Annotated in this window: 19 protein-coding genes and 1 pseudogene; 9 read left to right on the top strand and 11 right to left on the bottom strand. The window is 70.9% G+C overall.

The window, feature by feature from the left end:
* Window positions 1-227 precede the first annotated feature (227 nt).
* The 6 genes from I6J71_RS41510 to I6J71_RS41535 form a co-directional block, all read right to left on the bottom strand.
* A complete protein-coding gene (locus tag I6J71_RS41510; RefSeq protein WP_204091846.1) occupies window positions 228-1,154 on the bottom strand; it encodes a DUF4349 domain-containing protein in 927 nt (308 codons plus the stop codon).
* A 65-nt stretch (window positions 1,155-1,219) separates the two neighbouring features.
* A complete protein-coding gene (locus I6J71_RS41515; protein ID WP_204091847.1) occupies window positions 1,220-1,732 on the bottom strand; it encodes a YbjN domain-containing protein in 513 nt (170 codons plus the stop codon).
* A complete protein-coding gene (mshA, locus tag I6J71_RS41520; RefSeq protein WP_370542252.1) occupies window positions 1,729-3,030 on the bottom strand; it encodes a D-inositol-3-phosphate glycosyltransferase in 1,302 nt (433 codons plus the stop codon). The genes I6J71_RS41515 and mshA overlap by 4 nt, the downstream gene beginning before the upstream one ends.
* Window positions 3,031-3,056: 26 nt before the next feature.
* Window positions 3,057-3,878 (bottom strand): alpha/beta fold hydrolase, encoded by an 822-nt coding sequence (locus I6J71_RS41525; RefSeq protein WP_204091849.1) that lies wholly within the window; start codon window positions 3,876-3,878, stop codon window positions 3,057-3,059.
* Window positions 3,879-3,908: 30 nt separating this feature from the next.
* Window positions 3,909-5,087 carry an Ig-like domain-containing protein gene (locus I6J71_RS41530; protein WP_204091850.1) on the bottom strand — a complete coding sequence of 393 codons (1,179 nt, stop codon included), beginning with the start codon at window positions 5,085-5,087 and terminating at the stop codon, window positions 3,909-3,911.
* A gap of 177 nt (window positions 5,088-5,264) precedes the next feature.
* On the bottom strand, window positions 5,265-6,326 hold the full coding sequence (locus I6J71_RS41535) for a UDP-N-acetylmuramate dehydrogenase (protein WP_204091851.1): 1,062 nt from the start codon (window positions 6,324-6,326) through the stop codon (window positions 5,265-5,267).
* A 25-nt stretch (window positions 6,327-6,351) separates the two neighbouring features.
* On the opposite strand from I6J71_RS41535, the gene I6J71_RS41540 reads away from it, so the two are divergent.
* The 5 genes and pseudogenes from I6J71_RS41540 (at window position 6,352) to purU (ending at window position 10,257) form a co-directional block, all read left to right on the top strand.
* Complete coding sequence (locus I6J71_RS41540; RefSeq protein WP_204091852.1) at window positions 6,352-6,852, top strand: DUF2505 domain-containing protein; 501 nt, start codon at window positions 6,352-6,354, stop codon at window positions 6,850-6,852.
* Window positions 6,831-7,631 (top strand): class I SAM-dependent methyltransferase, encoded by an 801-nt coding sequence (locus I6J71_RS41545; protein ID WP_204091853.1) that lies wholly within the window; start codon window positions 6,831-6,833, stop codon window positions 7,629-7,631. The genes I6J71_RS41540 and I6J71_RS41545 overlap by 22 nt, the downstream gene beginning before the upstream one ends.
* Before the next feature lie 444 nt (window positions 7,632-8,075).
* A complete protein-coding gene (locus tag I6J71_RS41550) occupies window positions 8,076-8,867 on the top strand; it encodes a DedA family protein (protein ID WP_239154204.1) in 792 nt (263 codons plus the stop codon).
* Window positions 8,764-9,369 (top strand): annotated as a pseudogene (locus I6J71_RS41555) (maleylpyruvate isomerase family mycothiol-dependent enzyme); the annotation flags it as partial. The gene I6J71_RS41550 and the pseudogene I6J71_RS41555, both read left to right, overlap by 104 nt.
* Before the next feature lie 15 nt (window positions 9,370-9,384).
* The gene (gene purU, locus I6J71_RS41560) at window positions 9,385-10,257 is read left to right on the top strand and encodes a formyltetrahydrofolate deformylase (protein ID WP_204091855.1); all 873 of its coding nucleotides are present in this window, start codon (window positions 9,385-9,387) and stop codon (window positions 10,255-10,257) included.
* 34 nt (window positions 10,258-10,291) lie between these two features.
* Here the strand turns inward: purU and I6J71_RS41565 are convergent, their stop codons facing one another.
* The gene (locus tag I6J71_RS41565) at window positions 10,292-11,341 is read right to left on the bottom strand and encodes an NAD(P)-dependent alcohol dehydrogenase (RefSeq protein WP_204091856.1); all 1,050 of its coding nucleotides are present in this window, start codon (window positions 11,339-11,341) and stop codon (window positions 10,292-10,294) included.
* Window positions 11,342-11,458: 117 nt separating this feature from the next.
* On the opposite strand from I6J71_RS41565, the gene I6J71_RS41570 reads away from it, so the two are divergent.
* A complete protein-coding gene (locus tag I6J71_RS41570) occupies window positions 11,459-12,058 on the top strand; it encodes a TetR/AcrR family transcriptional regulator (protein WP_239154206.1) in 600 nt (199 codons plus the stop codon).
* Here the strand turns inward: I6J71_RS41570 and I6J71_RS41575 are convergent.
* Window positions 11,994-12,542: a hypothetical protein gene (locus I6J71_RS41575; RefSeq protein WP_204091858.1), complete on the bottom strand. Its 549-nt coding sequence runs from the start codon at window positions 12,540-12,542 to the stop codon at window positions 11,994-11,996. The genes I6J71_RS41570 and I6J71_RS41575 overlap by 65 nt on opposite strands.
* A 30-nt stretch (window positions 12,543-12,572) precedes the next feature.
* Here I6J71_RS41575 and I6J71_RS41580 point away from each other — a divergent pair, with 30 nt between their 5' ends.
* On the top strand, window positions 12,573-13,220 hold the full coding sequence (locus I6J71_RS41580; RefSeq protein WP_204091859.1) for a haloacid dehalogenase type II: 648 nt from the start codon (window positions 12,573-12,575) through the stop codon (window positions 13,218-13,220).
* On the opposite strand, the gene I6J71_RS41585 is transcribed toward I6J71_RS41580, so the two are convergent.
* The 3 genes from I6J71_RS41585 to I6J71_RS41595 all read right to left on the bottom strand — a co-directional run bounded on the left by I6J71_RS41585 (window position 13,213) and on the right by I6J71_RS41595 (window position 15,873).
* Entirely contained in the window at window positions 13,213-14,226 is a 1,014-nt protein-coding gene (locus I6J71_RS41585; RefSeq protein WP_204091860.1) for an NADP-dependent oxidoreductase, read from the bottom strand. The genes I6J71_RS41580 and I6J71_RS41585 overlap by 8 nt on opposite strands.
* Before the next feature lie 117 nt (window positions 14,227-14,343).
* Window positions 14,344-14,778: an SRPBCC family protein gene (locus I6J71_RS41590; RefSeq protein WP_204091861.1), complete on the bottom strand. Its 435-nt coding sequence runs from the start codon at window positions 14,776-14,778 to the stop codon at window positions 14,344-14,346.
* 171 nt (window positions 14,779-14,949) lie between these two features.
* Window positions 14,950-15,873, bottom strand: coding sequence for an ABC transporter substrate-binding protein (locus I6J71_RS41595; RefSeq protein ID WP_204091862.1), 924 nt, complete (start codon window positions 15,871-15,873; stop codon window positions 14,950-14,952).
* Window positions 15,874-16,009: 136 nt separating this feature from the next.
* Between I6J71_RS41595 and I6J71_RS41600 the strand changes: the two genes are divergently transcribed.
* Both I6J71_RS41600 and I6J71_RS41605 read left to right on the top strand, forming a co-directional pair.
* Window positions 16,010-16,708: an ABC transporter permease gene (locus I6J71_RS41600; protein ID WP_204091863.1), complete on the top strand. Its 699-nt coding sequence runs from the start codon at window positions 16,010-16,012 to the stop codon at window positions 16,706-16,708.
* Window positions 16,681-17,415 (top strand): ABC transporter permease, encoded by a 735-nt coding sequence (locus I6J71_RS41605; RefSeq protein ID WP_204091864.1) that lies wholly within the window; start codon window positions 16,681-16,683, stop codon window positions 17,413-17,415. Before I6J71_RS41600 ends, I6J71_RS41605 begins: the two co-directional genes overlap by 28 nt.
* The last annotated feature ends 75 nt before the right edge of the window (window positions 17,416-17,490 follow it).

Raw genomic sequence — 17,490 nt, forward strand, 5'->3', positions numbered from 1 at the left:
GTGGACATCTGACAGGTTTGGCATGTCCCGCTCAGCCGGATTCCACGCACTCCCCGGCTGATGGCGGGCTGTGACCGCGGCTCGTCTCCCCCCTGCCGAGCCGCGGCCCGCCGGCCCCGTTGGCATCCCCCTCGTCACCGGGTCCACCTCGGCGGGAACTTCAGCGGGGCGGCTCGAGATCGCGACTCCCCCCTCCCTCGAGCCGTCCCGCCTTTCCCGGTCAGGGACTACTCAGCGGGTCCGGCGTGCACCGCCGGCTCATCGACCGGGCCGTGCCGCCGCCGCTTGCGCCACCACCAGACCAGCGCGCCGGCCGGGATCCCGAGCACAACGGCGAACGGCGCGACGGCCCCCAGCACCGTCAGCACGCCGCCACCGAAGGTCCGGAACGCGGCCCAGCCGCCGGCCAGCCCAGGGAGGAAGCCGGCCGAGTCATCCGATGTCTGCCCGGGACCGGTCGCTGTCACTTCGGTCACGGACAGTGCCACCGTCGCCATGGCGACGGACCCGGCCAGCGCCTTCTGCTGCTGTTCGAGTGATTCGAGCGCGGCCTCGCGACTCGTCAGCTCACTCTCCACCGACGCGATCTCCGAGATCGACGTCGCCTTCGCGAGCAACGCGCGGATCCGGTCGACGCTCGCGCGCTGCGAAGCCAGTCGCGCGTCCACGTCGATCACCTGCGCGGTGACGTCCTGCACGTTCAGCTCGCGCTTGGTCACCTTCCCCAGTGCGGCGAGCTGGTCCAGCACGCCGTCGAGCTTCTCGGCGGGCACCGACAGGCTCAGCGACGCGGAGTCCTCGAGCGTGCTTTCCTGGCCGGTGTAACCCCCGGCCCCGGTCGCGATGACCCGCGCCCGCGACACGACGTCGCCGAGCTTCGGGGTCGAGAGGTCCAGTCGTGCGCTGCGGGCGAGCTTGCGGTCGGTCGTGCCCGGCGCTTGCGCGGTCGGGGGCGCGGGCGCCTTCGTCGTTTCGCCCTGCTGCGGTTCGGCCGGTGTCGCCACACCCTGCTGCGGCGCGCCTTGCGGAACTGCCGCACGGCCGGCCGCCACGCCGCTGCCGGCTTCGGTGGTGCTCGGCTCGTTCGCCGTGCACCCCGCCAGCACGACCAGCAACCCGGCGCCGGCCAGCACCCATCTCCATCGGGTCTTCATCCCGTCCTCCTCCTGTCGGTGGTGGACGGACGGGCCACGCGATCAGCCGCGTTGCACGGCCGGGGTCACGACTCGGTCAAGCCCGGCTCGTGCGGCGTCTCGGGCTCCACGAGGTGTTTGAACGCCTGGAGGTTCGCGAGCGACTCCCCGCGCGACACGCGCCAGTCCCACTCGCGCTTGATCGACGTGGCGAAGCCGATTTCCAGCAGCGTGTTGAAGTCGCCGTCGGCGGCCTCGAGCACCTGGCCGAGGATCTTGTCCAGCTCGAACTCGGTCACTGTCTCCTTGCCGAAGCGCCCGACCAGGTAGATGTCGCCGACACTGTCCACTGTGTAGTGCACTCCGTAGAGCCGGGCGTTGCGCTGCAGCAGGAAGCGGTACACGTCTTCGTGCTTCTCGTCCGGACGGCGGCACACGAACGCCTCAACGGAGAACGCGTGGTCGCCGTCCACGAGCCAGCAGTTGGTCTGCAGCTTCTTGGTGCCCGGCAGCGTCACGAAGTACTTGCCCTCGCCGCGGCGGTCGTACTTCAGCTCGGCTGCGTCCAAAGTGGACTTGATCGTCGCGTCCAGGCTCACACGGCCACCTCCGTTCGCGCTTCGAGGGTCTGGCGGAACGCCCTGGTGGCCTGAGCATAGATCTCCAGCAGCGAGTCCGTGGTGCGGCTCCAGGAGAAGCGCCGGGCGTGCACCACGGCGTTCTCCGCGAGCTCGCGGCGCCGATCGGGCCGCAGCGCGACGGACGCCAGCGCGTCGGCCCACTCGTGCGCGCCGTGCGACGGCACGAGCAGACCCGACACGCCGTGGGGCACCGCGACGGGCAGTCCGCCGACCTCGGCAGCCACCACGGGCGTGCCGCACGCCTGGGCTTCGAGCGCCACGAGCCCGAACGACTCGTTGTAGCTCGGCACGGCTACCACGTCGGCCGCTCGGTAAACGTTCACGAGCTTCTGCCCCGGCTGCGGCGGCAGGAAGCGGACCTGGTCCTGGATGCCGAGCGAGACGGCCAGCTCCTTCAACGCCTGCGGCTGCTCGAGCCCGGTGCCCGACGGTCCGCCGACGATCAGCACCACGAGCTCCCGGGCGAGCTCCGGACGCTGCGTGAGCAGCTCAGCGGCCGCGCGCAGCAGCACGTCCGGCGCCTTCAGCGGCTGGATCCGGCCGGCGAACGCGAGCACGATCGCGTCCTGCGGCAGCCCGAACTCCTGCCGCGCCAGGGCCTTCGAGCCCGGCGTGAAGCGGTCGAGGTCCACCCCCGGCGGCACGGCGTGCACGGCGTGCGGATCGGCTTCGTAAAGGTCCACGAGCTGGCGCGCCTCGACCTGCGTGTTGGCGACGAGGCAGTCGGCCTCGGTCACCACCTGCTCTTCGCCCATCACGCGCGTGCGCGGCTCGGGCTTGTCACCGTCGGCGAGCAGCGAGTTCTTGACCTTCGCCAGCGTGTGTGCGGTGTGGACCAGCGGCACTCCCCAGCGGTCGCGCGCGAGCCAGCCGACCTGGCCCGAGAGCCAGTAGTGCGAGTGGATGAGGTCGTAGTAGCCGGGCTCGTGGAACGCCTCGGCGCGCAGCACGCCCGAGGTGAACGCGCACAGCTGCGCGGGCAGCTCGTCGCGGCCCAGCGGCTCGAACGGGCCGGCCTGCACGTGGCGCACGGTCACGCCCGGTGCCAGCTCCGCGAGCGGCGGCTGCTCCGACGAGGTCGCGCGGGTGAACACCTCGACCTCGACCCCGCGGCGCGCCATCTCGGTCGCGGTCTCCCGCACGTACACGTTCATGCCACCGGCGTCGCCCGTGCCCGGTTGCTCGAGCGGCGAAGTGTGCACGGACAGCACCGCGATCCGGCGCGGCGCGCTGCGGTACCCCGGCAAGGAGGAGATGGTCACCTGGTCACGGCTCCTGTGCGCTACTCGGCTGTTTCCCCGGAGAACCGCCGCAGCGCGGAGTTGAACTCCCCCGCATCCTCGACGAACGGCAGATGCCCCGCATCAACGAACCAACGCAGAACGGCCCCCGGAATCTTCCCGGCCGAATATTCCGCTGCCGACGGATCGACCACGCGATCGGCCCCACCGTGCACGACCAGGGTCGGCTTGTCGACCGCGGCCAGCACGTCGGCGCTCTCGACATCGCGCTTGAACAGGGCCGTTCGAACGGCCGGAGGCACCGCGAGCGACGCGCCGAGCAGCGCCTGGGCGAACGTGCCCGGCACCGCGGTGCTCGCCTGCGACCGCATGAACCCGGTCAGCGCCGGCACCGCGACCTCGGGGTCGTCCGACAGCGCCGCGGGCAGCGCGGCCCGCATCACCGGCCCGGTCTTGCCGCCCTCGCGGCCGCGGCCGATCTCCGTGATCGCACCCACGAGCACGATCCCGGCGAGGCGTGCGGTTCCGTGCACCCGCAGGTAGTCGGTGATGACGAGCCCGCCGTAGGACCAGCCGACGACGATCGCGTCGTCGCCGGCGAAGTCGAGCACCGCGGCGAGGTCGTCGGCCCACTGGCGCGGATCGTCGTAGCCGGCGGCCGGGACGTCGGACGCGCCGTGTCCGCGCAGGTCCATCGCGACCAGCCGGAACCGCTCGGTCAGCCCGGGGTCGGCCAGCTGGGCCGACCACGCGCGCGAGGACTGGGCCCAGCCGTGGACGAAGACGATCGGGCGCGAGTTCTCGGCGCCCTCGACGCGCACGTTCAGGCGCACGCCGGTCGTGCCGGAGACTCCGGTGTTCACAGTGTTCACGCTGTCAGTTCGTAGCAGACGTCACTTGACCGCCGACAGCGTCTTCCAGGTGGACCAGTCGTAGAACCAGTCCTTGACGTCCGACCCGGTGGGGCTCTGCAGCTGCGAACCGGTCACCTCGACCGGGTCGCCGATGAGCGCCGAGTCGAAGAAGTCCTTCGCGTCGGCGTCCAGCAGGTTGATGCAGCCGTGGGAGTTGTTCGTCTTGCCGATGGCAGCGGCGTTGTCCTGGTTCTCGTGGATGTATTCGCCGTGGTTGGAGATGCGGCAGGCCCACTTCTTGTTGACGTTCGTGTAGCCGTAGCGGGCGTTGTCGAACACCGCCGTGGGCTCCTTGCTCATCACGATGAAGGTGCCGTTGGGGGTGTTGCGGTTCACATCGGAATCGAGGCCGTTGGAGCACGGGTAGCTCTTGGCCTCCGCGCCGCCGCGGTAGACCTTCATCACGTGGTCGGGGGTGTGCACCTTCACGACCTGGTTGCGGCCGATCTTGAACTTGGTGGTCACGTCGGCCTTGCCGTAGGCGCCGCCACCCAGGTCGACGCCGTAGAGGTTCGCCTCGACCTCGACGGTCGTGTTCTCCGGCCAGTACTCCTTGGGCCGCCAGTCGACCTGCGTCGGGGAGATCCAGCCCCACGCACCCTCGGCGTCCGTCTTCACCTTGAGCGCCTTCTCCACGGCCGCGCGGTCCTTCGGCGCCTGCTTGAACTTGACGCTGATCGGCATCGCGACGCCGACGTGGGCGTCGTCGGCCGGGTTGAGCGTGGCGCGGACCTGCTTGGCCGGCTCGACCGTGGCGAACGAGCCGGTGAGCTCTACCGGGCGCTGGTCCGCACCGGTGGCCTTGGCCGAGTACGTGTAGGTCTTTCCGTAGCCGAGCGGTTCGGAGCTCTTCCAGGTCAGGCCGTCGGCCGAGAGGTCGCCCTCGACCTCGTCGCCGTCGGCGTCGGTGACCTTGACCTCGCTGAGCTTGCCGTCGGTGACCTGCACGACCACCGGCTCGCGGACGTTCGCGTCCTTGGCGTTCACGGCGGGCGTGGCAGTGATCTTCGCCACGGGATCGACGGGTTTGCCACCGTTGCCACTGTCGCCGCTGCCGCCGAGCGGCAGGGCCGTGCCGTCGGTGCTGGTCGAACACGCGGCCGCGAGCGCTGCCGCCCCGGTGGCGAGCACCGCCTTGAACACCGTGCGCCGTTCCATCCCCGCGAACCTCCCGTTCCCCCGCGCCGGCACTTGCCTCCACGCTGTCAGCGCCGGTCAGCGCTTCGACGTTACCTGCCGACGGCGGGTTCACCCATCCCACATCACCCGCGCGTCCTGTCGGCAAGACGTTTCACCGGCCCGGCGGGTTGTCATGGTTCCGGCCTTTTGGGCGGTTCAGAGCACGCAGGCGATGAGCAGCGGTTCCGGGTGCAGGATCACGCCGAAGCGATCGCGGACGCCGTCGCGGACCTCGCGGGCGAGGGCGAGCAGGTCAGCCGTGGTGGCGCCGCCGCGATTGGTCAGGGCCAGGGTGTGCTTGGTGGACAGGCTCGCGCGTCCGCCGGGGCCGGGGTGGCCCTTGGCGAAGCCCGCACGCTCGATGAGCCAGGCGGCCGAGAGCTTCACACCGCCGTCGGCCGGGTACTGGGGCACGGTCACGTCCTGGCCGACGACGGCGGTGATGCGCCGCAACGTGGTCTCGGCGGCGGCGTGCGGCAGGATCGGGTTCGTGAAGAACGAGCCGGCGCTCCACGTGTCGTGGTCGGCCGGGTCGAGCACCATGCCCTTGCCGCGGCGCAGGCCGAGCACGGCCGCGCGCGCCCGCGCGGCGGGGACTTTCGCGCCGATCTCGACGCCGAGCGTGCGCGCCAGCTCGCCATAGCGGATGGGCGCGGACTCGCCGGACGGGTCCACGCGGAAGCGCACGCTGAGCACTACGCCGCTGTCGGTGCCCTTGAGCACGCTGGTGCGGTAGGCGAAGCCGAGCTCGTCGGCCTTGACCGTGCGCACCTCGCGCGCGGCGCGGTCGTAGAGCTCGACCGACACAATCGACTCGGCGACCTCGCAGCCGTACGCGCCGACGTTCTGGATCGGCGTCGCGCCGACCGAGCCGGGGATCCCGGACAGGCACTCGAGGCCGCCGAGGCCCGCTTCGACGAGCGCGGCCACGAACGCGTCCCACTCCTGGCCGGCGGCGACTTCGACGATCTCGCCGTCGCGGGTCCAGCCGGTGGTCGCGATCTGGACGAGGGTGCCGGGGAACCCGTCGTCGGCGACGACGAGGTTGGAGCCGCCGCCGAGCAGCAGCACCGGCTCGCCCGCGCCGTCGGCCTCGCGCACGGCGGCGACGACGTCGGCGCTGGTCACGGCCCGCACGAAGCGGCGCGCGGGCCCTCCGAGGCGCAGCGTCGTGTGGTCGGCGAGGCGCGGCGAGACGGGCGTTTCGGCGGGGTTCACGCTGTCTAACGGTACTGTCCGGCTCATGGGATCCCGGATCGAGCACCGTGCCGAGTTCTCGGCCCCGCTGGCGGCCGTGCTGGCCGCCGTGTCGGGCGAGGACGCGCTGCGGGCGCGCTTGGCCGAGCTGGGCGGCGACGACGCGAAGCTGCTGTCGCACTCGGTGGACGGCGACACGGTGCGCTACGAGCTGCAACACGGCATCGCGGCGCAGCGCCTGCCGCAGGCCGTGCGCGCGCTGCACAAGGGCGACATCATCGTGCGCCGCAAGCAGGTGTGGCAACGCTCGGGTGACGGGCACGCCGGCCACGTCGACGTCAACGTCAGCGGCATGCCGGGCGAGATCGGCGCCCGGACGTTCCTGACCCCGCGCGGCCAACGCGTGGAGTTCCGGACGTCGGGCGAGGTGACGGTGCGGATTCCGCTCTTCGGCGGGAAGATCGAGGAGTTCGTGGCGCAGCAGGTGACCAACCTCCTCAGCCGCGAGGCCGACTTCACCACGACGTGGCTGGCCGAGCACGCCTGAGCCCGGTGGGCGCCCCGACGCGGGGCACCACCAATCCCAACCGGTTGCGGCGAGTCGATCGCTGGCTCGCGCATGATCCCGCGGTGACGCGCCTGCTGCGCGGCTTCCCCGACCCGCTCGTCGTGGACCTCGGCTACGGCGCGTCCCCGGTGACGACCGTCGAACTGCTGCGCCGGCTGCGGCGGGTCCGCGCCGACGTCCGGGTGCTGGGCCTGGAACTGGACCCGGTGCGCGTCGCCGCGGCCCTGCCCGCCGCCGACCAGCCCTGGCTCGACTTCCGCCGCGGCGGTTTCGAACTCGCCGGCGCCCGCCCGGTGCTGGTGCGGGCGTTCAACGTGCTGCGCCAGTACGCCGAGTCCGAGGTCGCCGGCGCGTGGAAACTCGTGCTCGACGCGATGCCTCCCGAAGGCCTCCTGGTGGACGGCACCTGCGACGAAATCGGCCGGCTCGCTTCCTGGGTCACCGTCGGCTCCACCGGCCCGCTGTCCCTGACGCTGTCGATGCGGCTCGCCGAGCTGGCTCGTCCGTCCACTGTGGCCGAACGCCTGCCGAAGATCCTCATCCACCGCAACGTTCCAGGTGAACGGGTGCACGCACTTCTCTCCACTTTGGACGAGTGCTGGGCGGCGGCTGCACCGCATCGGGCGTTCGGTGTGCGGGCGAGGTGGGTGTCCGCGGTCGGAATGGTGCGGGACCGGGGGTGGCCGCTGCTGGGGCGGCCGGATCGGTGGCGGCTCGGAGAACTCACCGTCCCCTGGGACAGCGTCGCACCCAGATGACCAGCCCCACTTGCGCACCCGCCGCCCGACCAAGCAAAGAGCCCTGCACCCCAACCCCTGCCCGCACTTCGAACGGCGACGAACCCCAACTACGAAACCGCCATCCAACTACGCAACCAGGCTGCGCCCAGCCCCCGCCCAGCACCTCGATCCGAAGCCTCCACACGGCCGCCGACCCCGTGTCAAGGCACGCTTTCCCGCCTTGACACGGAGTCAGGGGCCGTAGTCAGACTCGCGCTTCGGGGTGCATACGCCCCGCAACACGCCCCCGCGCAGGACCGCATCAGGCACAACGGCCAACCCCCACGGGCGTGGTGACCCACCGTATCCACCAGGTCCTCGCCCGGCGGTACGAATGCGTCGTCCAGGTACGAATCCCACCTGTTCACCGGGGCACCCCCACGGCGTCACCCGGTGGTGACCTGCGGTGATCACGATGGGGCCGTGGAACTGCTGGAGCACGTCACCGAGCTGCTGCGTGGTGCGTTGGGCTCGCCGTGGCTGTGGGTGCTCGTGTTCGCCGTCGCGGGGCTGGACGCGTTGCTGCCGTTCATGCCGAGCGAGACGACCGTGGTGACGGTCGCCGTGCTGGTCGGGCCGCAGCCGGAGAGGCTCGCGCTGCTGGCGCTCGTCGCGGCGGGTGGGGCGTGGGCGGGGGACTGCCTGGGCTACGTCGTGGGCAAGCTGGCCGGGCCGCGGGTGCTCGCGCGGCTGCAGCGGGGGCCGTCGGGGCGGCAGCGGTACGAGTGGGCGCGCGCGCAGGTGCGGCGGCAAGCGCCGTTGCTGATCATCGCGGCGCGGTACCTGCCGGGTGGGCGCGTGGCGAGCGCGCTGGCCACCGGCAGTCTCGGCTACCCGCCGCGGCGCTTCATGCCGCTCGACGCGCTCGGCGCCGCGCTGTGGTCGGTGTACAGCGTGCTGATCGGACTGGCCGGCGGCTCGACGTTCGCGCACGAGCCGGTGAAGGGGCTGCTGCTGTCGTTCGCGCTGGGGCTGCTGCTCGTCAGCCTCATCGAGCTCGGCCGTCGCGTCCGGCTGCGCAGGCTACGGTCGACGCATGCGGCAGCTGATCGAGGCGATCGACATCCACGCCGACCGGGTGAAGGCGGCGGTGCTGACGGCCGGCCCGGCGGCCCGGGTGCGGAACTGTCCGCAGTGGACAGTGCTGGACCTGGTGACGCACCTGACGGCCGTGCTCTCGTACACGGTCGCGGCGATCACGGATCGGCGAGCTGACCCGCCGCGACCCGAGGACTGGGCCGACGCGCTCGGCCGGTGGGACGGCCAGCGCCTCGCCGTCCGGGAAGCGCTGCGGCGGCCGGCCGATTCGCCCGTGCGCTCGCCTTTCCCGCGGAGTGCCGGCGTGACCGCCGGCGACCTGGCCCGGAGGCTGGCCCACGAAACGGCGATCCACCGCCTCGACGCCGAGAGCGCCCTGCCGAAGCCGCCCGACACCCGCTACGCCGAGGCGTTCGCGGCCGACGGCGTCGACGAGTACCTGACGTTCCTCGCCCCGCGTCGCACCTGCGGCGGCGACGGCGTGGTGCGCGTCGAGACCGGCGACCGCACGTGGACGCTCGTGCTGCGCCCGGACCAGGCGCCGGCCCTCGGCGAGGGCGCCCCCGGCGTCACGGTCAGCGGCTCACCGAACGACGTCTACCGCGCGCTGTGGGGCCGCCCGCACACCGCGCGGATCGTGGGCGACGTCGCACTCCTGGAGCCCCTCGCAGCGCCCTGACCAGCACCGGTGACAATGGTCGCCGTGCCAGATCCCCAGCGTTACGTGCTCACCTTCGGCTGCCCCGACCGAACCGGCATCATCGCCCGCATCGCGGGCTTCCTCGCCGACCACGGCGGGATGATCGTCGAAGCGGCCTACCACACCGACCCCGACACCGGCTGGTTCTTCACGCGCCAGGTCGTACGGGCCGATTCGCTGCCGTTCGACGCCGTCGGCTTGCGCGAACGGTTCGCCGCCGTCGCCGCCGAACTGTCGGCCGAATCGAGCTGGCAGGTGCGCGACACCGGCGAGCGGCCACGCGCCGTCGTGCTCGTGTCGACGGCCGGTCACTGCCTGTACGACTTGCTGGGCCGCGTCGCGTCCGGCGAACTCGACGTGGAGATCGCCGCGGTCATCGGCAACCACACGGCGCTGGCCGACATCACGCGGGCGCACGGGATCCCGTTCCACCACGTGCCGTTCGCGCCCGGCGACAAGGCCGCGGCGTTCGACGAGGTGCGCAAGCTGGTCGACGAGCACGACCCGCACGCCGTCGTGCTGGCGCGCTTCATGCAGATCCTGCCCACGGACCTGTGCGAGGCGTGGGCCGGGCGGGCGATCAACATCCACCACAGCTTCCTGCCGTCGTTCATCGGCGCGCGCCCGTACCACCAGGCCCACGTGCGCGGCGTGAAACTGATCGGCGCCACGTGCCACTACGTCACCGCCGACCTCGACGCCGGGCCGATCATCGAGCAGGACGTGATCCGCGTCGACCACGGCGATTCGGTCGACGACATGGTCCGCAAGGGCCGCGACATCGAGAAGGTGACGCTCGCGCGCGGGCTGCGCTGGCACCTCGAGGGCCGCGTCCTCGTGCACGGCAACCGAACCGTGGTGTTCTGAGCGGGGGCCGGAGTTTTCCGGCCCCCGCGGGGAATCAGGCGCCGATCGTCGACGCGTCGATCACGAAGCGGTAGCGCACGTCGCTGTTCTCCACGCGGTCGTAGGCCTCGTTGACCCGGTCGGCGGAGATCGTCTCGATCTCGGCGCCGATGCCGTGCTCGGCGCAGAAGTCGAGCATCTCCTGCGTCTCGGCGATGCCGCCGATCATCGAGCCCGCCAGGATGCGGTTGCCACCCAGCAGCGAGAAAGCGTTGTACGACAAAGGTTCGCCCGGTGCGCCGACGTTCACCATCGCCCCGCCGACGCGCAGCAGGCTCAGGTACGCGTCCACGGGCAGCTTGGCCGAAACGGTGTTGACGATGAGGTCGAACCGGCCGCGCAGGGTGTCGAAAGTGGACTCGTCGCCGGTGGCGAAGTAGTCCTTCGCGCCCAGCTTCAGTCCGTCCTCCTGCTTCTTGAGGCTCTGGCTCAGCACCGTCACCTCGGCGCCCATCGCCGCGGCGAGCTTCACGGCCATGTGGCCGAGCCCGCCGAAGCCGATCACGGCGACCTTCTTGCCCGGGCCGGCACCCCACTGGCGCAGCGGCGAGTACGTGGTGATGCCCGCGCACAGCAGCGGCGCGGCGACGTCGAGCCCGATGCCGTCCGGAATGCGGCAGACGAAGGCGTCCTTCACGACGATCTGGCGGCTGTACCCGCCGTAGGTGGTCTCGCCGTCGAAGCCGACGCCGTTGTAGGTCTGCACGTTGCCCTTCACGCAGAACTGCTCCGTGCCCGCCCGGCAGTACTCGCATTCGCCGCACGAATCGACCATGCAGCCGACGCCCACGCGGTCGCCGACCTGGAACTTCGTCACGTCCGAGCCCACCGCGGCGACGACACCGGCGATCTCGTGACCCGGCACCATCGGGAAGGCCGAGCCGCCCCACTCGTCCTTGACCTGGTGGATGTCGCTGTGGCAGATGCCCGCGAACGCGATGTCGATCAGCACGTCGCCGGGGCGCAGGTCGCGCCGCTCGATCGTGGTCGGCGCGAGCGGCTGCCCGGCGCCCGGTGCGGCGATGGCATGCGTGGTCGTGGTCATGAAATCCTCCAACAATCCGGGCAACCGCCCGGCTGACACATGTAAGACCCCCCTTACATCTCCTATCGTAAGAGGGGTCTTACATTCTCGCGACCGAGATCGGGTGTGACACACGCCATGGGCAACTACCACCACGGCGACCTGCGCGCCGAGCTGGTGCGCGTGTCATTGGAGCTCATCGCAGAACAAGGTGTGACCGGCTTCTCCGTCGCGCAGGTCGCCAAGCGCGCCAAGGTGTCGGCGGCCGCGCCGTACCGCCACTTCCCCGATCGCACGAGCCTGCTGGCCGCCGTCGCCGCCGCCGCCGCGTGCCGCCTGCGCGCCATGGTCGACTCCGCCGTCGCCGACGCCGGCTCCGACCCGGTGAGCCGTCTGGCCACCGCACTGGGCGCCTACACCCGCTTCTTCATCGAGACCCGGCTCGGCTTCCCGGTGCTCTTCGCGGAAGGCCTGGCAGACCCGAAGTACACCGAACTGCACGACCACCGCCGCGCCATGAACGACGCGTACCTCGTGCTGGGCCTGGAAGTCAGCCCCACCCCCGCCGCGGCGCTCGAACTGCTCGAACAGCTCTACGCCCAGTCCCACGGCTACGGCGAGCTCTACCTCGACGGCGTCTACGCGCGGATGGGCTACACGCCCGACCTGGTCGTCACCAAGGCCACCGCCGCGGCCCGGCTGGTGATCGAAGCCCACCGAGCGGCGGGTCAGAGGTAGTCGAAGTACCGCCCGACCCACCGGGCTTCGGGCCGGACTGCGTTGTTGACCCCGTCATGGGGCCCCCAGGTCTCCGGCTCATCCACAAGCCGGTAGCCGAGGTCGGCAAGAGCCTCCTCGACGAGCCGGCGGTCCTCGGCGTCGAAGCAACCGTCGCGCTCTTCGCTGTCGTACGCGCCGGGGTTGCCGGGCCGGCGATCGCGAGGGACGCGAAGTTGCTCACTGCGACGTAGATCTTCTCACCGCCGCGCGTGACCTCCTCCGGGAGGTCGAGCCGCGCGTGCAGCGAGGCGTCCTGCACCCACAGGTCGCTGTCGGTGCGGCAGCCGAAGTCGGCGTCGAGCCGCGCGGCGACCGCGAGAAACTGCTGCCGGGTGGCGGCGTGGTCGTAGCCGTGCGGGATCTCGGGGTTGCCCGGCTCGTCGGCCTCGCGCAGGAGCCGCCACATCGCCTCACCGGTCGGCACCAGCTTATCCTCCACCACGAGGTGTCCCTGAGACCCCCTGGAGTGCGCATGCTCTGCGTGTTCGACGTCAACGAGACCCTGCTCGACCTGCGCGCCCTCGATCCGCTGTTCACCGAGCTCACCGGCAGCGCGGGGGCCCGCCGGGAGTGGTTCGGGCTGGTGGTGCACACCGCGCTGACCGTGACGGCCACCGGCGGCTACCGGGACTTCGCGGAGATCGCGGGGCTCGCCGCGGCGGACATGGCGCGGCGGTACGGCCGGGAGCTCACCGACGGCGAGCTCGTGCGGATCGGCGACGGGCTGCGGGCGCTGCCGGCGCACGAGGACGTGAAGCCCGCCCTCGACCAGCTGCGACGAGACGGCCACCAGGTCGTCGCGCTCACGAACTCGCCGTTGGCGACGGTGGAAGCGCAGTTGCAGCACGCGGGGCTGGCCACGAGGTTCGAGCGGATCTTCTCCGCGCAGCAAGTGTCCCGGCTCAAGCCGGCGCCCGAGCCGTATCGGCAGGTGCTCAGCGCATACGACACGGACGAAGCCGTCATGTTCGCCGCGCACGGGTGGGACCTCGCGGGTGCGCAGGCGGTCGGCATGCAGACCGCGCTGGTCAGCCGCGACGGGCAGCGCGCGTTGCCGGGCACGCCCGCCCCGACCTACACGGCGGCGAGCCTGCCCGAACTCGCGCGACAGCTCAGCTGAGCCGCACCAGCATCTTCCCGGTGTTGGCGCCGCCGAGCAGGCCCAGGAACGCGTCGGGCGCGTTGCGGATGCCGTCGACGAAGGTCTCCGAGTACTTGATCTCCCCGGAAGCCACGAGCGGCGCGACCTCGGACACGAACTGCTGCTGCAGGCCCCAGTGGTCCAGCACGAGCATCCCGCGCATGGTGATCCGCTTCGTGATGAGCTGCACCAGGTTGCGCGGCGCCGGCGTCGCCTCGGTCGCGTTGTACTGCGAGATCATGCCGCAGATCGTGATGCGGCCGTGGAGGTTCATCGACGCGATCGCGGCCTCCAGGTGCTCACCGCCGACGTTGTCGAAGTACACGTCGATGCCCTCGGGCGCGGCTTCGGCCAGCCGCGCAGCGACGGGGCCGTCCTTGTAGTTGAAGGCGGCGTCGAACCCGAGGTTCTCCACGAGGTGGCGCACCTTCTCAGCCGAGCCCGCGCTGCCGATCACGCGCTTCGCACCCTTGAGCTTCGCCAGCTGGCCCACCAGCGAACCCACCGCGCCGGCCGCGCCGGACACGAACACCGTGTCGCCCGGCTTGAACTCCGCGGTCACCAAGAGCCCGGCGTACGCGGTGAGCCCCGGCATGCCGAGCACGCCCAGGTACGTCGACAACGGCGCCACGGAACCGTCGACCTTCACGACCTTCGTCGCGTCGACCACGGCGTGGGTGCGCCAGCCGAGCTGGTGCAGCACGTGATCACCGGGCGCGAAGCCGTCCACAGTGGACTCCACGACCTCGCCGACCGCACCGCCGGTCATCACCTCGCCCACCTGGAACGGCGGCGCGTACGACTTCACGTCGTTCATCCGGCCGCGCATGGCCGGGTCGACGCTCATCACCACGTTGCGCACCAGGAGCTGGCCCGCTGCCGGGGTCGGGACCTCGGTGTCGACGATGTCGAAGTTGTCGAGCGTCGGGACGCCGTGCGGGCGGGCGGCGAGCCGGATCTCGGTCGCCTGGGTCGGTGCGTTCACCGTCGGACTCCGTTTCGTTGAGACTGGGTCATCCGGGGCGCGCGCCCCGGATGCACACCCGCCCCAACGAGGTAACCGGGGCGATCATTCCGATTATCCCCTGCCCTGTGGCAAGCGCTACACGATCTCCTCGAGCTTGCCCAGCACGCCGTCGTAGATCTTCTTCAGGCCGGCCGGCGCGAACGTCTTCTCGAAGAACCCGCCGACGCCACCGGCGCCGTCCCAGCTCGTCTGGATCCGCACGACGCTGTCCGAGCCCGCGGGCGAGACCGTCCACGTGGTGACCATGCTGGAGTTCGCGTCGGTCTCCACGAGGGTGCCCGGCGCCGGCTCGCTCACGGTCGCCGCGACGTCGCGCACGCGCTTCGAGGTGGCCTGCAGCTTCCAACTGGCCTTCGTGCCGGCGCCGACGCCACCTTCGGTGACCTCGTAGTCCCGGTAGTGCTCGGTGAGCAGCTTCGGCCGGGTCTCGGCGTAGTCGGCGACCAGCTCGCGAACCCTGTCCACCGGCGCCTTGATCGTGCGCTCCGCGGTGGCCGTGACCTTACCCATCTCGCTCCTCGATCCACGAAAGTTCCGGGGAACAACCCCTGGACCGCCACCTTCGCACACCGCCCGCTCCGCCACCGCGTCACCAGGCGTTATTCCGTTCAGGGTCACACCGGCGCGAGACGGGCCGCCCGCGGACGGTGTGTCCGTGGGCGGCCCGTTCGGCGAGAAACGTCAGGCGAGGCCCTGCTGAGACAGCCAATCCTTCGCCACATCCGCGGCCGGCTCGCCGTCGGAGTCGACGCGCTTGTTCAGCTCGCGCATCCCTTCGGTGGTGAGCTTCGCGCTCACGGCGTTGACGGCGTTCGCGAAGTCCGCCCCGCGCTCGTCGAGCACCTTCTTGGTCACGGCGGGCACCACGTTCTCCGTCGGCACGATCTGCAGGTCGTCCTTGAGCGCGACGTACTGCGGGTCGCCGACCAGCGGACTCACCGAGTCGACCGGGATCACGGTCGCCGCGCCGGAGTTGAGCTGCTGCACACGCGGCCCGGCTTCCTGCACTGTCTGGAAAGTCGCATTCGTGAGCTTGTAGACGTCGGTGAAGCCCCTGAAGCACGGCAGCCGCGACTCGCACTCCGGCGGACCCGCCATCACGACCTTCGGGAGCTTCTTGAGATCACTGATGCTCGTGATGCCGTTGGCCTTGGCGAGGTCGGCCTTCATGAGGTAGGTGTTCTTGTTCTCGGCCGGCGCGTAGTTCAGCAGCGAGATGCCCGACGGCGCGAACAGCTGCGCCAGCTGCTCGTGCTCACCCGCGGCTGTTTTGACTGCGTCCTTGCCGAAGCCGGTGGTGATGGCCGCACCCTGGTACTCGGGCAGGAACTGCAGCTCACCCGACTTGAGCGACGGGTAGATGAGCTCGCGCGAACCCAGGTTCAGTTTGCGGGTGACCGCGTAGCCCTTGGCCTCGAGCGCGCCCGCGTAGATCTCGGCCAGGATCTGGCTGTCGGTGAAGTTGAACGACGCCACGACGATCGGCGCCCCGCCCTTGCTCTGCGCGGCGGGCTGGGTCGAGCCGCCCCCACCCCCGCACGCGGTCAGTCCGAACGCGGCCACAGCCACCAGCGCGGCCGCTCGGATGTTCCGGGTCCAGCGCACGTCCCCACACTCCTCACTCCACGAACAGAGGATTGGACCCTAACGGTGAGCCACGACAGAAACCACATATCGGAAACCACCGCCACCGAATCTCAACAACCGGAAATGCGCCACTCGAACGGGGTAGCCTTCTCCGGTGCACGCGTTCTCGGTCACCCCGCTGCTCGCGGAGAGCAACCGGCCGATCTTCGAATGGCGGTGGGTCGAGCGCAACGCCGACGCCATCGGCCAGCGCCTCGGTGAGCACATCGCCCTCACCGCGACGGCCCTGGGCATCGGGCTGGTCGTGTCGCTCGTGCTGGCCACGCTGTGCCTGCGGTTCCGCTGGTTCTACCCGCTCGTGCTCGGCACGGCCGGCGCCCTGTACGTGATCCCGAGCCTGGGTGCGTTCGCGCTGCTCGTGCCGTTCTTCGGGCTGACGTTCACCACGGCCGTCATCCCGCTGGCCACATACACGCTGCTGATCCTGATCCGCAACATCGTCACCGGCGTGCAGCAGGTGCCCACCGAGGTGCGCGAGGCGGCGATCGGCATGGGCTTCACGCGCGGCCGGCTGCTGTGGCAGGTCGAGCTGCCGCTGGCGCTCCCGGTCGTGATCGCGGGCCTGCGCGTGGCCGCGGTGACGACGATCGGCCTGGTCACCGTCACGTCGCTGCTCGGCATGGGCGGCCTCGGCTACTTCATCCGCGCCGGCATCCAGACGACCACGCCGAACCCGAGCCCGATCATCGTCGGCGTGGTGCTGTCGGTGGTGCTCGCGGTCGTCGTCGACCTCCTCCTTTGGCTGAGTGAGCGCGCGCTGGCGCCGTGGGTGCGGAAGGTGGGCGCGCGGTGAACGTCTTCACGCAGTTCGGCCAGTGGCTCTCGGCTCCGCAGCGGTGGAGCTGGACGGACCCCGCCGGCATCCCGTACCGGACCGTCGAGCACCTGTGGTTCTCGGTGCTCTCGCTGGTCGTCGCGGCGCTGCTCACGATCCCGCTGGCGCTGTGGCTCGCGCACTACCGCCGCGGCGCGTTCCTCGCGAGCAGCGCCGTGAACATCGGGCGCGCGATCCCGAGCTTCGGCCTGATCATCCTGTTCTGGTTCCTGGCCAGCCGCTGGGGCGCCGACACGGACTTCTGGCCGCTGCTGCTGGCGCTGGTCGGCCTGGCGCTGCCGCCGCTGTTCACCAACACCTACGCCGGCGTGGTGCAGCTGGACCAGGAAACCATCGACGCCGCCCGCGGCACCGGGTATCGCGAGTGGCAGATCATGCTGCGCGTGGAACTGCCGCTGGCTTCGCCAGTCATCGTGGCGGGCGCGCGCGTCGCGTTCCTGCAGCTCGTGGCCACCGTCGCGATCGGCGCCATCGTCAACGACGGCGGCGGCCTCGGCCGCTACATCGTCGACGGCTTCGCCGAAGGCGCCCAGGGCTACGGCGAAATCTTTGGCGGCGGCGTGGCCGTGATCATCCTCGCCCTGCTGTGCGAAGGCCTCTTCTCGCTGCTGCAGAAACTGGCGACGCCGAAGGGTGTGGCGCTGCAGAACGCCCGGCGCGCCTAGGTCAGCTCCGGTACTTGAGCTGGCTGCGGTTCGGATCGGTCTGGGGTCGGGGTGAGGTCACGGATCGGGCGTGGG

The organism is Amycolatopsis sp. FDAARGOS 1241 (assembly GCF_016889705.1).
Classification (GTDB): domain Bacteria; phylum Actinomycetota; class Actinomycetes; order Mycobacteriales; family Pseudonocardiaceae; genus Amycolatopsis.